Below are 13,132 nucleotides of genomic sequence, written 5' to 3'. Positions count from 1 at the left end.
ACCTCACCTGCCCACCGCCAGGTAGACCCGCATCGGCACCGACAGCACTCCTTCGGGGAACTCCCTGCGCAGCTCCGCCCGCTGCCGTTCGACCAGCTCGTCGGCCGCGTCCGGCGGCAGGGCCGCCATGTAGGAGTAGGAGCGCAGGCCGAGCAGGAAGTCCTCGACGCCGACCAGCCGCGTCCAGGGGATCCAGCGCTCCTCGATCACCTCGAACGCCGAGGCGATGGGCGGCGCCGACCACTGCTCCACCGCGGGCCCGCAGTACGCGGGGACCCTGTCGGCCAGCCGGGCCTCATAGGCGGCCAGCCACTCGGCCTGCGCGGCGTGGGCGAAGTTCCAGCAGCCCGCGATCGCGCCCCTCGGCCGCAGCACCCGCCTGGCCTCCGCGATCGAGGCCACGGGGTCGAGCCAGTGCCACGACTGGGCGTACGTCACCAGGTCGGCCGCGCCGTCGGCCAGCGGCAGCGCGTTGCCGTCGCCCAGCACGGCGGCCACGGCGGGCGGCCCGTCCTCTGAGCGGGAGACCAGGCGGGCCAGCATCTCCGCCCCGGGATCGAGGGCGACGACCCGCGATCCACGCGCCCGCAGCGCCCGCGTGTGGATGCCCGTGCCCGCGCCGACGTCGACCGTCGTGGCGCCGTCGAGGTCTACGCCGGAGATCTCCGCCAGAGCGCGATACATCTCGTCGGGGTAGCTGGGCCGGCCCGCGTCATAGGCGTCGGCCACCCGGTCGAACCCCCGGCCCAGAGCCTTCATCGGTCCCGCGCTCATGTGGAGGCCGCCATGTGGAGCCGGGCGAAGGCGAGCGCTTCCGCCAGGTCGTCGATCCGCTCGGAGCGGCTGGCCGCCTTGCGGGTGTTGATCTCCAGCACGACCAGCCCCGTGTAGCCGGTGTTGGCCAGGCGCTCCAGCATCGGGGCGCACGGCTGGTTACCCCTGCCCGGCACCAGGTGCTCGTCCTTGTTGGTCACCCCGAGGCCGTCGGCCAGGTGCAGGTGGGAGAGCCGGTCGCCGAGCTTGACGGCCATCTCCATGGCGTCGGAGCCCGACACCGCCGTGTGCGACAGGTCCAGCGTGACGTGCGGGAACTCATAGTCGATCGGGTTCCAGTCGGGCGAGTAGGGCACGACGTCGTTGCCCCTGGCCCGCAGCGGGAACATGTTCTCGACCGCGAACGTGACATCCGTCTCATCGCGCATCCTGGCCAGCCCCGTCTCGAAGTCGCGGGCGTAGTCGCGCTGCCAGCGGAACGGCGGATGGACCACGACCGTCGAGGCGCCGAGCCGCTCGGCCGCCTTCTGCGCCTTGACCAGTTTGGCCCAGGGGTCGCGGCCCCAGACCCGCTGCGTGACGAGCAGACAGGGGGCGTGGATGGCCAGCACGGGGAGCTGGTAATGGTCGGACAGCCGCTCGATCACGTCGATGTCCTGGCTCACCGGATCGGCGCCCACCATGATCTCCACACCGTCATAGCCCAGGCGCGCGGCCAGCTCGAACGCGTCAGGGGTGCGTTCCGGATATACGGAGGCGGTGGACAATGCGATCTTCGCATTGGGCACGCGGATGACATCAGCCACGTTGCCAGCCTAAGCCGGTGAACCGGATATGGCGCGCGACCCCCGGCGATGAGCCCTTTTGGTGAGCCCTACCGTTGGGGCATGCCCCGCATAGCCAAAGGCGCGATCCCGAGCCCGAACATCTGGAGCTCCCCCCAGATCTACGAGCTGGAGAACCGCGCGGTCGACCAGGAAGGCGCGGCGGACGCGGCCATGCGCGCCCTGCGCCCCTGGGACGGCGCCACCGTGCTCGACATCGGCTGCGGCACCGGCTACCACCTGCCCGCGCTGGCCGCCGACGCCCTGCGGGTGATCGGCGTCGAGCCGCACGGCGATCTGGCCACACTGGCCCGCCGCCGCTGCGCCGACCTGGCCAACGTGAGCGTGCACGCGGCATCGGCCCAGCAGCTGCCGCTGCCCGACGCGAGCGTGGACGTGGCGATCGCGCGCTGGGCGTACTTCTTCGGCCCCGGCTGCGAGCCGGGGCTGCGGGAGCTGTCACGGGTGGTACGCCGGGGCGGCGCGGCCTTCGTCGTCGACCTCGACGCCGAGCGGGGCTCCTTCGGCCGCTGGTTCTCGCGCACCGTGCCGACGTACTCCGCCAAGCGCGTGGAGGAGTTCTGGGTCCGCCAGGGCTGGCGGCGGCGCCCGCTCGACCTGCGCATGGCCTTCGAGCGGCGGGCCGACCTGGAGGCCGTGCTGCGCATCGAGTTCGCGCCCGAGGTGGCCGAGCAGGCCATCGCCGAGACGCCGGGCCTGGAGATCGCCTACCCGAACGTGCTGCGCTGGCGCCATTTCTGAGGCTTGACCTTGACGTCAGTGTCAAGGCATACCGTGGGGTCATGCGCATCGGAGAGCTGGCGGAACGCACCGGGGTGAGCACCCGCTCCATCCGCTACTACGAGCAGCACGGGCTGCTCAGCGCCCGGCGCGGGACCAACGGCTACCGGGTCTACAGCGAGGACGACGTCAGGCTGGTGTCCGAGATCCGGGCGCTGCTGAACGTCGGGTTCAAGCTGGAGGACACCCGGCCGTTCGTCGACTGCCTGCGCAGGGGGCACAGCACGGGCGGGTCGTGCGCCGAGTCGGTCGAGGTCTACCAGCGCAAGCTCAAGGAGATCGACGAGGAGATCCATCTCCTGCTCGCCCGCCGCGCCGAAGTGACCGCCCAGCTCGCGCAGTCGTGCCCGGGATGTTTCGTAAGGGGGTAGTGATGATCACATTGACCACGGCGAACTATGAGGAGCAGGTGCTCAAGAGCGACAAGCCGGTGCTGGTCGAGTTCTGGGCCGAGTGGTGCGGGCCGTGCCGGATGGTGGCGCCCGTGCTGGAGCAGATCGAGGCCGAACACGGGCTGACCGTCGGCAAGCTCAACATCGACGATCATCCTGAGGTCATGGCCAGGTACGGCGTCATGGGCGTGCCGACGATCCTGCTGTTCGAGAACGGGGAGCCGGTCAAGCAGATCGTGGGGGCCAAGCCCAAGCGCATGCTCGTCTCGGAGCTCGGCCTGGCGTAGCCCGCGGAGCTTCAAGATTGTCGGCCGCAACCGCTAGCCTGCTCAGCATGGCCAAGTCTGCCCAGAAGCCCGGATACCGCTGCGCCGAATGCGGCTGGCGCACCACCAAATGGGTGGGCAGGTGCGGCGAGTGCCAGGCGTGGGGCACGGTCGACGAAGAGGGCGCGCGCGCCGGCGCCACCGTCGTCCAGGCGGGCGCCACCACCGCCCCCGCCGTCCCGATCGGCCAGGTCAAGGCCGAGGTGGCGACCGCCCGCACCACAGGGGTGGGCGAGCTCGACCGGGTGCTCGGCGGCGGCCTGGTGCCCGGCGCGGTCGTGCTGCTGGCCGGCGAGCCTGGCATCGGCAAGTCCACGCTGCTGCTGGAGGCGGCGGCCCGCATCGCCGAGCGCGAGACGGTCCTGTACGTGACGGGTGAAGAGTCGGCCGCCCAGGTGCGCCTGCGGGCCGACCGCATCGGCGCGATCCAGGACCGCCTCTACCTCGCCGCGGAGACCGAGTTGTCGGCCCTGGTGACCCACGTGGAGAAGGTCCAGCCGAGCCTGCTGGTCGTCGACTCGGTGCAGACGATCGGCTCGGCGCAGGCCACGGGCGTGCCCGGCGGGGTGACACAGGTGCGCGAGGTCGCGGCCAACCTGGTTCGCCTGGCCAAAGAGCGCAACATGGCCACCGTCCTGGTCGGCCACGTCACCAAGGAAGGCTCGATCGCGGGCCCTCGCACGCTCGAACACCTCGTCGACGTGGTGCTCAGCTTCGAGGGCGACCGCCATTCCAGGCTGCGCATGGTGCGCGCGATCAAGAACAGGTTCGGCCCCACCGACGAGGTCGGCTGCTTCGACCTGCACGAACGCGGTATCGAGGGCATCGCCGACCCGAGCGGGCTGTTCGTCTCGCGGCGCAGCGAGCCGGTGCCCGGCACCTGCGTGACCGTCACGGTCGAGGGCACCCGCCCGCTGCCCGCCGAGGTCCAGGCCCTGGTGGCCCGCACCGACGCCCAGCAGCCCAGGCGCACCTCCTCGGGGCTCGACAGCTATCGCGTGCAGATGATCCTCGCGGTCCTGGAGCGCCGGCTCAACGCGCGGCTCGGCGGCTGCGACGTGTTCACCGCGACCGTCGGCGGCATCAAACTGGCCGATCCGGCCATCGACCTGTCGGTCATGCTGGCGGTGGCCAGCGCCGCCGGCGACAAGCCGCTGCCGCCCGGGCTGGTGGCGCTGGGCGAGGTCGGGCTGGCGGGCGAGTTGCGCCCGGTCAAGGACGTGCGCAGGAGGCTCACCGAGGCGGCCAGGCTCGGTTTCAAACGGGCCCTGGTGCCCGCGGGCAGCCTCGAAGAAGGTGGTCGCCGCCGCACGGGGCAGCGCGCCCTGGTGCCGGTCGGGCCGGTCGCTTTCGCGCCCGGATTCGAGGTGGTCCAGGCCGAGAACGTCTGGGACGCTCTCACACACGTCACATAGCACGGCTAAGCTGGGCGTGACCGATCGACACGGGGGTCAGGTGGATAGGAGTCTTGACGACCGCCGTCGCGACGCTCTCGCCTCTGTGGCGCCGGGCACACCTCTGCGCGACGGCTTGGAGCGGATCCTGCGCGGGCAGACCGGCGGATTGATCGTGCTCGGCTACAACGGGGTCGTCGAAGAGGTCTGCAGCGGCGGTTTCGAGCTCGACGTCGACTTCTCGGCCACCAGGCTCCGCGAGCTGGCCAAAATGGACGGCGCCATCGTGGTCAGCGGCGACCACAAGATCGTCCGCGCCGCCGTCCACCTGGTGCCCGACCCCGCGATCCCCACCGACGAGTCCGGCACCCGCCACCGCACCGCCCAGCGCGTGGCCAGGCAGACCGGCCTGCCGATCATCGCGATCAGCAAGTCGATGCGGATCATCGCCCTCTACCTCGACGGCATCCGCTACGTCCTGGAAGAGTCGGCCGCCATCCTGTCCAAGGCCAACCAGGCCCTGGCCACCCTCGAACGCTACAAACACCGCCTCGACGAGGTCTCCGGCACACTCTCCGCCCTGGAGATCGAGGATCTGGTCACCGTCAGAGACGTCTCGGCGGTCGCGCAGCGGCTGGAGATGGTCAGGCGCATCTCCGACGAGATCAAGGGCTACGTGGTCGAGCTCGGCACCGACGGCCGACTGCTGTCGCTGCAGCTCGACGAGCTGGTGGCGGGCGTCGACTCCGAGCGTGAGCTGGTCGTGCGCGACTACCTGCCCGCTCCGGCGGGCCGCCGGCAGCGGCGCCTGGCCGAAGCGCTGCACGACCTCGACAAGCTGTCGGGCAACGAACTGCTCGACCTGTCGGCCGTGGCCCGCGTCCTGGGCCACAGCGGCTCCGACAAGCTGGAGAGCCCGGTCAGCCCGCGCGGCTTCCGCCTCCTGGCCAAGGTGCCCCGCCTGCCCGCCTCGGTGGTCGACCGGCTGGTCAACCACTTCGGCGGCCTGCAGAAGCTGCTGGCGGCCAGCATCGACGACCTGCAGGAGGTCGGGGGCGTCGGCGAGTCCAGGGCCCGCAGCGTACGCGAAGGACTGTCCCGCCTGGCGGAGTCCTCCATCCTTGAGCGATACGTCTAGAACCCGGCTACTTGACGCAGTCCTGCTTGTTCAGCACGAGGCTCATGCCGGCGACCCTGTTGTTCTTGACGTCGAAGATGTAGAAGGCGCGCTTGTTGCCCGGCACGTCGGCGGCGGGGTACCCGTACGGGCCGCGCCGCAGCTTCGGGTAGGCGGCCTTGAGCTGCGTCCTGGTGGAGCCGACGCGGATGCCCTGCGGCGTCTTGACCCCGCGGGGCGCCACGATCACGGCCACGCCGTGCCGGTTCGAGACGTACATCCCCACCCGGTTGTTGCCGTACCGCTCGTCCTTGAGGTCATAGCTCGTGCAGGAGGCGGAGTCGCCGGCCTTCTTGCGCACGACCAGCCCCGTCCTCCTGGCCTGCGCGGCGGTCATCCCGAGCTTCAGCGCGCGATATCCGTTCGGGCCCAAGGTCGCGGCCCGCTCTGCGGCGTGGGCCGCGGGCGTCATGGCGAGCGGCACCATGGCGCCGGCCAGCACCGCCGCCAGCGCCATCCACGGAGTTGTCTTCATTCGCGATCCCTTCCGTGATCATTGACTCGCACACCCTAGTCAGGGTGAGGGACAATTGTGGAAGGTTCGCCGGATTCATCCGTTAGCGCAGGTGGAAGACCCCCTTGGGGGCACGAAGCCCGCCCATCCTGACCGTGGCGACGTACGTGCCCGGCAGCGCGGCGGCCGGCGTGGCCCGGCAGTCGACGCTGGAGCGGCGCCGATCCCATTCCAGCGAACGGACGTACGGCACCCCCCGCGGCAGCTGCCTGACCTCCGAGCCGGCCCCGCTGACGCAGTCGGCGGTCGACCAGATCCGATCCGCCCCCGAGGTGATGCGGATCTCCAAGGCCCGCGGCCCCACATCGGCCGTGCACATCACCGGACCGATGTTGACCAGCGTGGCGATGAAGCTCGGACGGGCACTTCCGGTGTAAATCTGTTCCCTGCCGCCCTGCATGCTGAGCACCAGGTCCTCCGCGGCGCAGGGGTCGCCGGGCCGTTTGGGGCGGACGGTCGGCGAGGGTTTGGGGGCGGTGGGGGTGGGAGACGGGCTGGCGGTGCCCATGGCGAGCGTACGCAGCCCGGCCAGCAACGGATCGGGGGCGGGCGTGGCGCTGCTCTTCGCACCTGGCGAACTCTGCGCGCTGGAGGATCGTTCAGGCCCGCTGCCCCCGCTGGAGCACGCCCACGCCACCACGGCCACCACGACGAGCACCCCTACGAGGACGCTCATCCGCCGCCGCCAGTAAACGTCCGCGCCGTCCCCACGCATCGTATCCGGGTCCATACGCTCAGCATGGTAATCGGGCGACGACTGCAAGTAACGACACGCCGAAGCCTGCCAACTCCGCACTACCCTTGACCCCGTGGTTGAGCCGACCCTCCTTCACGCATCCGTTCTCGACTGGTACGAGGACAACGCCCGAGATCTCCCGTGGCGGGCCGCCGACGCGACCCCGTGGGGCGTTCTGGTCAGCGAGATCATGCTGCAGCAGACGCCGGTCGTCCGCGTGCTGCCCGTGTGGCAGGAGTGGATGGAGCGCTGGCCCACCCCCGACACGTTGGCCGCCGAGCAGCCCGGCGAGGCCGTACGCCACTGGGGCCGCCTCGGCTACCCGCGCAGAGCGCTGCGCCTGCACGAGTGCGCCAAGGCCATCACCGAGTCACACGGCGGCGAGGTGCCCTCCGACCACACGACCCTGCTGTCCCTGCCCGGCATCGGCGAGTACACCGCCGCCGCGGTCGCCAGCTTCGCCTACGGCGGGCGGCACGCCGTCCTCGACACCAACGTCCGGAGGGTGTTCGCCAGGGCCGTACGGGCCGAGGAGTACCCTCCCACGGCCACTTCAGCGGCCGAGCGGAAGCTGGCGGAGGCCCTCCTGCCCGAGCTGGGCGCCGCCCGCTGGGGCGTGGCCGTCATGGAGCTGGGCGCCCTGGTCTGCACGGCCCGCGCGCCACGCTGCGCCGACTGCCCGATCACCCACGTGTGCGCCTGGCGCCTGGCCGGCAAGCCTCCGCACACCGGCCCCGCGCGCAAGGGCCAGACGTACGCCGGCACCGACCGGCAGTGCCGCGGCCGCCTGCTGGAGGTGCTGCGCGCGGCCCACGGCCCGGTCCCCAAGTCGGCACTCGACGTCGTCTGGGCCGACGCGGACCAGCGTGAACGCGCCCTCGACGGCCTGCTCGCCGACGGCCTGGCCGAGCAACTCGACGACGACACCTACCGCCTGCCCACCTGACCCAGGGCCGCGGTTCGCTCGGCCCCTCTAACTGCCCTCAGATCGGCAGGCCCCACTCCGCCTGACTTGGGCACCATCCAAGTCCGTTCCTCGCCCTTGGGTGCCAGATCGCACGCGTCGGGCTCTGAAACGCCGCCCGGGTTGTATAAATGGGCCCTCAGCCGCTCGCAAGAGCGCTCAGACGATCCACGGCGGAACCCCGTAGTCGGCGCCGTCCACGGCCGCGCGTACTCCGGCCGGGGCAGTGACGATGGCGCTGTATCCGCCGCCGGGCCCGGCCACCACCCGCCGCACGACCCCGGCGGGCATGACGACGGTGTCACCGGCCGCCACGGTGTACCTCTCACCCGCCAACTCGACGACCGCCGACCCACCGACCCAGCTCCACACCTGCTCACCATCGATCGTGTGCACGGGCCCCTCGGCCCCCGGCTTGGCATCGACCCGCCACAGGGACCAAGACGCCCCTCCCTGCGTCGGCGAGGCGAAGGTCGTCATGACCCCACCAGGCGTCTCCGATCGACGCGCGTCGGCACCACGTATGACAGTCACGCTCTGAACCCCCTAAAATAGGCAACCACGTTGTCGATATAGTGAACCAGGTTGTCTATCGTGTCAAGCGACGCCCCCGGCTTCGAACTACCGCTGCGCCTGCTGCTCGCGTTCAGATCACTGATCGACGAGCTCCACACCGAACTCGCCCGCCAGGGCCACCCCGACATACGCCCCATGCACGGATTCGTCATGCAGGCCATCGGCCCAGGAGGCACCACGGCCGTCGAACTGGGCCGCACACTCGGCGTCTCCAAACAGGCGGCCGGCAAGACCATCGACACCCTGGAACGCATCGGCTACATCGAACGCGCCACCGACCCCCAGGACACCCGCCGCAAGATCGTCCGCCTGACCCCGTACGGCATGGACGCCCTCACCCGCTCGGCGCACATCTTCGACACCCTGCGCGCCCGGTGGGCCACGGAACTGGGAGAAGATCGACTGCGGGCGCTGGAATCGGACCTCCGCACAATGACCCCGGCCAACCTCTGGCGCCTCGACACCCCCGGCTGGTTCGGCACCCTCTAACCCACCCCGCAGGAAACACCGCCCCCAAGCGATCCACCCCTCAGGGAGACCGCTCCGCGAAGGTGTCGAGCCTTCGTGGCCGCCGCCCCTCAACGGGTGTCAGGCAGCCACGCGGCGACTCAAGCCGGAGGGCACCGACCACGCGAAAGGCCGGGCAAATGAACGCCTAGGCGGCGAGTTGGAGACCCAGGCTCGTGAGGTTCGTGCGGGCCCAAGCCAGCTCCTCGGCCAGCAACGACACCAACGCCCCAGGCCCCTTGGCCCGCCCAGGCACGGTCAGGTTGTGCGTCTCCACCTCGATGTGAGCACTGCCGCTCACGGCCCCCGACAACATCGCCGTCAACGTGTCGTGCAACACGGCGCCCGTGCTCGACGTCTCCCCCGTGTGGCTGTGCACGTGCCCCAGCTTGACCACCGGCGCGCCGGCCTCGGCCAGCCCCTTCAGCGCCGCCCCCGCCTCCTCGGCCCCGCAGGCGAGGTGGCAGGCGTCCAGGCACACGCCCAGGTGTTCGGAGTCGATGCCGCACACCCGCTCCAGCGCCTGCTCGGTCGTCTCCAGCACGCACCCGGGCCACGGCTCGAACCCGACCCTGATCGTCTTGCCGCTCACGCTGTAGATTCCGCGCAGTTCGCGCGCCAGCCGTTCGAGGCGGCGGGTGGCGATGGCGTGCAGGTCGGCGGGCCAGTCGCGACGCCACCCGATCGGGATCGTCGAGATGCTCCCGAACCGTACGTCCTCAGGCAGCAGGAACGCCAGGATCTTGGCCAGCGCCATGGTGTAGCGGTACCGCTCGGGCTTGGCCCAGTCGGGGCCGGGCACTTCCTGGTTGCGTCCGCCGGTGCCGTTGAGGCTCACGACCTCCAGGCCGCGCTCCTCCAGGGAGCGGCGCAGCCGTACGAGCTCGATGCGGTCGGCCGTGAGGTGATCGGCGACGCTCGGCGAGAGCCACAACCCGATGCCCATCCGCTCGACGCCCAGCCGCTTGCGCACCGGAACCGCGTAGCGGGTCAGGTGCGCGATCAGGTTCTCCAGGTCCTCGGCAGGGTGCATGCCTGCGTTGTAGGCGAGGTGAACGAGCGTTCCGTCGTCGTGACGTAGGCGCATCGGTTTCCTCCACGGATTGCTTCATGTGTCCCGTCGCCCGCCCGGACGCGCGAACCCTCCGAGCATGGCTGCTCGCGAGCGACGTGCGCGTCCGTCCTGAGTTGATTGCTCACTACTCCTCAGGGAGCAGCCCCAGCCTAGGAACACGTTCTTGTGGCTCACTTGGATCTAACTTGGCGAGCTCTACGCAGTGTAGTACTACTCATGGTGGCGCGATACCCACTCACCCAACAATTACGCAACGACCGCTTTGTCCCATACGTCCTACCTGGAGAAAGTCACCGAGTCACGCCTGACGCGGACACCCCGTAATCGGCCACTGGGGGTCCCTCGGCGTTTGTGGCGTGGGCATGGTTCGCTGGGCTTTGGGCTTTCGTCCCCTGGGGACGACCGTGTCCCCAGGACGCGCGGAAGCCCCCGTGTGGTCGCAACCACGCCGGGGGCTTCCGGTGAAGAACCAGGGACCCTGGAGAGGGGCCCGTCAGTTCTGGATGGGCGCGGCGATGGCCGCGGCCGAGTCGGGCACCTTGGAGGCCGACTCGCCCTTGAAGACGAACTTGGCGTTGTCGCCCTCGCCCTCGATCGTCACCTTCACGACCTGCCCCGGCCGGAGCTCACCGTAAAGGATCTTCTCCGACAGGGAGTCTTCCAGCTCGCGCTGGATCGTCCGCCGCAGCGGCCGAGCGCCCATGACGGGGTCGTAGCCCCGGTCGGCGAGCAGCTGCTTGGCCTCGGGCGAGACGTCGAGCCCCATGTCGCGGTCCTTCAGCCTGGCCTCCACCTGGGCGAGCATCAGATCGACGATCTTGATGATCTCGTTCGGCGTGAGCTGGTGGAAGACCACGATGTCATCGACACGGTTGAGGAACTCGGGCCGGAAGTGCTGCTTGAGCTCCTCCTGCACCTTCGACTTCATCCGCTCGTAGTTGGAGTCGGCGTCGTTGGACTTCGCGAACCCGACCCCGATGCCCTTGGAGATGTCGCGGGTGCCGAGGTTGGTGGTCATGATGATGACCGTGTTCTTGAAGTCGACCACCCGGCCCTGGGCGTCGGTCAGGCGACCGTCTTCCAGGATCTGCAGCAGCGAGTTGAAGATGTCGGGGTGGGCCTTCTCGATCTCGTCGAACAGGACCACGGAGAACGGCTTGCGCCGCACCTTCTCGGTGAGCTGGCCGCCCTCCTCGTAGCCGACGTAGCCGGGAGGCGAGCCGAACAGCCTGGAGACGGTGTGCTTCTCCATGAACTCCGACATGTCCAGGCTGATCAGAGCGTCTTCGTCGCCGAAGAGGAACTCCGCCAGAGCCTTGGACAGCTCGGTCTTGCCGACGCCGGAGGGGCCCGCGAAGATGAACGAGCCGCCGGGGCGGCGCGGGTCCTTCAGGCCGGCGCGAGTACGCCGGATGGACCGCGACAGACCCTTGATGGCGTCGTCCTGGCCGATGATCCGCTTGTGGAGCTCGTCCTCCATGCGGAGCAGGCGCTGCGACTCCTCCTCGGTCAGCTTGAAGACCGGGATGCCGGTGGCGGTCGCCAGGACCTCGGCGATGAGCTCCTGGGTGACCTCGGCCACGACGTCCATGTCGCCGGCCTTCCACTCCTTCTCCCGCCGCTCGCGCTTGAGCTGGAGCTGCTTCTCCTGATCGCGGAGGGCAGCGGCCTTCTCGAAGTCCTGCGCGTCGATCGCGGACTCCTTGTCGCGGCGGACGTTGGCGATCTTCTCGTCGTATTCGCGCAGGTCCGGCGGAGCGGTCATCCGGCGGATGCGCATCCGCGAGCCGGCCTCGTCGATGAGGTCGATCGCCTTGTCGGGCAGGTAGCGGTCGCTGATGTAGCGATCGGCCAGCTGGGCGGCGGCCACGAGCGCGTCATCGGTGATGGACACGCGGTGGTGCGCCTCGTAGCGGTCGCGCAGACCCTTGAGGATCTCGATCGTGTGGCTGAGCGAGGGCTCGGCCACCTGGATCGGCTGGAAGCGGCGCTCCAGCGCGGCGTCCTTCTCGAGGTACTTGCGGTACTCGTCGAGCGTGGTCGCGCCGATCGTCTGCAGTTCGCCGCGCGCCAGCATGGGCTTGAGGATGCTGGCGGCGTCGATCGCGCCCTCCGCGGCGCCCGCACCCACGAGCGTGTGCAGCTCGTCGATGAACAGGATGATGTCGCCGCGCGTGCGGATCTCCTTGAGCACCTTCTTCAGGCGCTCTTCGAAGTCACCGCGGTAGCGGGAGCCCGCGACCAGGGCGCCGAGGTCAAGCGTGTAGAGCTGCTTGTCCTTCAGCGTCTCGGGCACCTCGCCCCTGACGATCTTCTGCGACAGGCCCTCGACGACGGCGGTCTTGCCGACGCCGGGCTCGCCGATGAGAACGGGGTTGTTCTTGGTCCTCCGGGAGAGGACCTGCATGACCCGCTCGATCTCCTTCTCACGGCCGATGACCGGATCCAGCTTGCCCTCGCGGGCCGCCTGGGTCAGGTTACGGCCGAACTGGTCGAGCACCAGGGAGGTCGAAGGCGCCGACTCCTGCGGACCGCCCGCCGCGGCCGGCTCCTTGCCCTGGTAGCCGTGGAGCAACTGGATGACCTGCTGCCTGACACGGTTGAGATCGGCTCCAAGCTTGACCAGCACCTGGGCCGCCACACCTTCACCCTCACGGATGAGCCCGAGCAGGATGTGCTCGGTGCCGATGTAGTTGTGACCCAGTTGCAAAGCCTCACGGAGCGACAGCTCGAGGACCTTCTTGGCCCGCGGGGTGAACGGAATGTGCCCCGACGGAGCCGACTGGCCCTGGCCGATGATCTCCTCGACCTGCTGGCGCACACCCTCAAGGCTGATGCCCAGGCTCTCCAGAGCCTTGGCGGCTACGCCCTCACCTTCGTGGATCAAACCAAGAAGAATGTGCTCAGTGCCGATGTAGTTGTGGTTGAGCATCCTGGCCTCTTCTTGGGCCAAGACGACAACACGCCTCGCTCGGTCGGTGAACCTCTCGAACATCTCGTCGCTCCTCACAGAGCGGTCAGTCAGGCCGGTAAATCCGGTCCCGTCCTCCCGCATGTTAGCCCTGGCTCGGC

The 13,132-nt window shown here is 69.6% G+C and carries 14 protein-coding genes; 7 read left to right on the top strand and 7 right to left on the bottom strand.

What is annotated here, in order from left to right; translation table 11 throughout:
* Positions 1-3: 3 nt before the first annotated feature.
* Positions 4-774, bottom strand: a complete 771-nt coding sequence (locus tag ACFOY2_RS31890; RefSeq protein WP_379531801.1) for a class I SAM-dependent methyltransferase — start codon at positions 772-774, stop codon at positions 4-6.
* Positions 771-1,580 (bottom strand): sugar phosphate isomerase/epimerase family protein, encoded by an 810-nt coding sequence (locus ACFOY2_RS31885; protein WP_379531800.1) that lies wholly within the window; start codon positions 1,578-1,580, stop codon positions 771-773. The genes ACFOY2_RS31890 and ACFOY2_RS31885 overlap by 4 nt, the downstream gene beginning before the upstream one ends.
* Positions 1,581-1,661: 81 nt before the next feature.
* Between ACFOY2_RS31885 and ACFOY2_RS31880 the strand changes: the two genes are divergently transcribed.
* Genes ACFOY2_RS31880 through disA form a run of 5 tightly spaced genes read left to right on the top strand, consistent with a single transcriptional unit; the run spans position 1,662 to position 5,649 of the window.
* Positions 1,662-2,360: a class I SAM-dependent methyltransferase gene (locus tag ACFOY2_RS31880; RefSeq protein WP_379531799.1), complete on the top strand. Its 699-nt coding sequence runs from the start codon at positions 1,662-1,664 to the stop codon at positions 2,358-2,360.
* A 41-nt stretch (positions 2,361-2,401) separates the two neighbouring features.
* Complete coding sequence (locus ACFOY2_RS31875) at positions 2,402-2,770, top strand: MerR family transcriptional regulator (RefSeq protein ID WP_379531798.1); 369 nt, start codon at positions 2,402-2,404, stop codon at positions 2,768-2,770.
* Positions 2,771-2,772: 2 nt separating this feature from the next.
* Positions 2,773-3,078 (top strand): thioredoxin, encoded by a 306-nt coding sequence (gene trxA / locus ACFOY2_RS31870; protein WP_379531797.1) that lies wholly within the window; start codon positions 2,773-2,775, stop codon positions 3,076-3,078.
* Positions 3,079-3,125: 47 nt separating this feature from the next.
* Positions 3,126-4,532 carry a DNA repair protein RadA gene (gene radA, locus ACFOY2_RS31865; protein WP_379531796.1) on the top strand — a complete coding sequence of 469 codons (1,407 nt, stop codon included), beginning with the start codon at positions 3,126-3,128 and terminating at the stop codon, positions 4,530-4,532.
* A 40-nt stretch (positions 4,533-4,572) separates the two neighbouring features.
* Entirely contained in the window at positions 4,573-5,649 is a 1,077-nt protein-coding gene (disA, locus tag ACFOY2_RS31860; protein ID WP_379531795.1) for a DNA integrity scanning diadenylate cyclase DisA, read from the top strand.
* A gap of 7 nt (positions 5,650-5,656) precedes the next feature.
* Here disA and ACFOY2_RS31855 read toward each other — a convergent pair whose 3' ends face one another.
* Both ACFOY2_RS31855 and ACFOY2_RS31850 read right to left on the bottom strand, forming a co-directional pair.
* Positions 5,657-6,163 carry a hypothetical protein gene (locus tag ACFOY2_RS31855; RefSeq protein ID WP_379531794.1) on the bottom strand — a complete coding sequence of 169 codons (507 nt, stop codon included), beginning with the start codon at positions 6,161-6,163 and terminating at the stop codon, positions 5,657-5,659.
* A gap of 82 nt (positions 6,164-6,245) precedes the next feature.
* On the bottom strand, positions 6,246-6,932 hold the full coding sequence (locus ACFOY2_RS31850; RefSeq protein WP_379531793.1) for a hypothetical protein: 687 nt from the start codon (positions 6,930-6,932) through the stop codon (positions 6,246-6,248).
* Positions 6,933-7,128: 196 nt separating this feature from the next.
* Between ACFOY2_RS31850 and ACFOY2_RS31845 the strand changes: the two genes are divergently transcribed.
* Entirely contained in the window at positions 7,129-7,884 is a 756-nt protein-coding gene (locus ACFOY2_RS31845; protein ID WP_379531904.1) for an A/G-specific adenine glycosylase, read from the top strand.
* A 177-nt stretch (positions 7,885-8,061) separates the two neighbouring features.
* Here the strand turns inward: ACFOY2_RS31845 and ACFOY2_RS31840 are convergent, their stop codons facing one another.
* The gene (locus ACFOY2_RS31840; RefSeq protein WP_379531792.1) at positions 8,062-8,382 is read right to left on the bottom strand and encodes a cupin domain-containing protein; all 321 of its coding nucleotides are present in this window, start codon (positions 8,380-8,382) and stop codon (positions 8,062-8,064) included.
* A 114-nt stretch (positions 8,383-8,496) separates the two neighbouring features.
* Between ACFOY2_RS31840 and ACFOY2_RS31835 the strand changes: the two genes are divergently transcribed.
* Positions 8,497-8,967, top strand: a complete 471-nt coding sequence (locus ACFOY2_RS31835; RefSeq protein WP_379531791.1) for a MarR family winged helix-turn-helix transcriptional regulator — start codon at positions 8,497-8,499, stop codon at positions 8,965-8,967.
* Positions 8,968-9,133: 166 nt separating this feature from the next.
* Here the strand turns inward: ACFOY2_RS31835 and ACFOY2_RS31830 are convergent, their stop codons facing one another.
* Complete coding sequence (locus tag ACFOY2_RS31830) at positions 9,134-10,072, bottom strand: TIM barrel protein (RefSeq protein WP_379531790.1); 939 nt, start codon at positions 10,070-10,072, stop codon at positions 9,134-9,136.
* A gap of 481 nt (positions 10,073-10,553) precedes the next feature.
* Positions 10,554-13,055, bottom strand: coding sequence for an ATP-dependent Clp protease ATP-binding subunit (locus tag ACFOY2_RS31825; RefSeq protein WP_379531789.1), 2,502 nt, complete (start codon positions 13,053-13,055; stop codon positions 10,554-10,556).
* Between the last annotated feature and the right edge of the window lie 77 nt (positions 13,056-13,132).

Origin of the sequence: Nonomuraea purpurea (genome assembly GCF_042650645.1) — a bacterium.
GTDB lineage: Bacteria > Actinomycetota > Actinomycetes > Streptosporangiales > Streptosporangiaceae > Nonomuraea > Nonomuraea purpurea.
The sequence above is the reverse complement of the archived record's forward strand: the minus strand, read 5'-3'. Positions and strand labels throughout refer to the sequence as shown.

Coding starts and splice junctions, on each gene's coding strand:
- ACFOY2_RS31890 (WP_379531801.1), bottom strand. CDS start 774: ATGAGCGCGGGACCGATGAAGGCTCTGGGCCGGGGGTTCGACCGGGTG.
- ACFOY2_RS31880 (WP_379531799.1), top strand. CDS start 1,662: ATGCCCCGCATAGCCAAAGGCGCGATCCCGAGCCCGAACATCTGGAGC.
- ACFOY2_RS31875 (WP_379531798.1), top strand. CDS start 2,402: ATGCGCATCGGAGAGCTGGCGGAACGCACCGGGGTGAGCACCCGCTCC.
- trxA (WP_379531797.1), top strand. CDS start 2,773: ATGATCACATTGACCACGGCGAACTATGAGGAGCAGGTGCTCAAGAGC.
- radA (WP_379531796.1), top strand. CDS start 3,126: ATGGCCAAGTCTGCCCAGAAGCCCGGATACCGCTGCGCCGAATGCGGC.
- ACFOY2_RS31855 (WP_379531794.1), bottom strand. CDS start 6,163: ATGAAGACAACTCCGTGGATGGCGCTGGCGGCGGTGCTGGCCGGCGCC.
- ACFOY2_RS31850 (WP_379531793.1), bottom strand. CDS start 6,932: ATGGACCCGGATACGATGCGTGGGGACGGCGCGGACGTTTACTGGCGG.
- ACFOY2_RS31845 (WP_379531904.1), top strand. CDS start 7,129: ATGCTGCAGCAGACGCCGGTCGTCCGCGTGCTGCCCGTGTGGCAGGAG.
- ACFOY2_RS31840 (WP_379531792.1), bottom strand. CDS start 8,382: ATGACGACCTTCGCCTCGCCGACGCAGGGAGGGGCGTCTTGGTCCCTG.
- ACFOY2_RS31830 (WP_379531790.1), bottom strand. CDS start 10,072: ATGCGCCTACGTCACGACGACGGAACGCTCGTTCACCTCGCCTACAAC.
- ACFOY2_RS31825 (WP_379531789.1), bottom strand. CDS start 13,055: ATGTTCGAGAGGTTCACCGACCGAGCGAGGCGTGTTGTCGTCTTGGCC.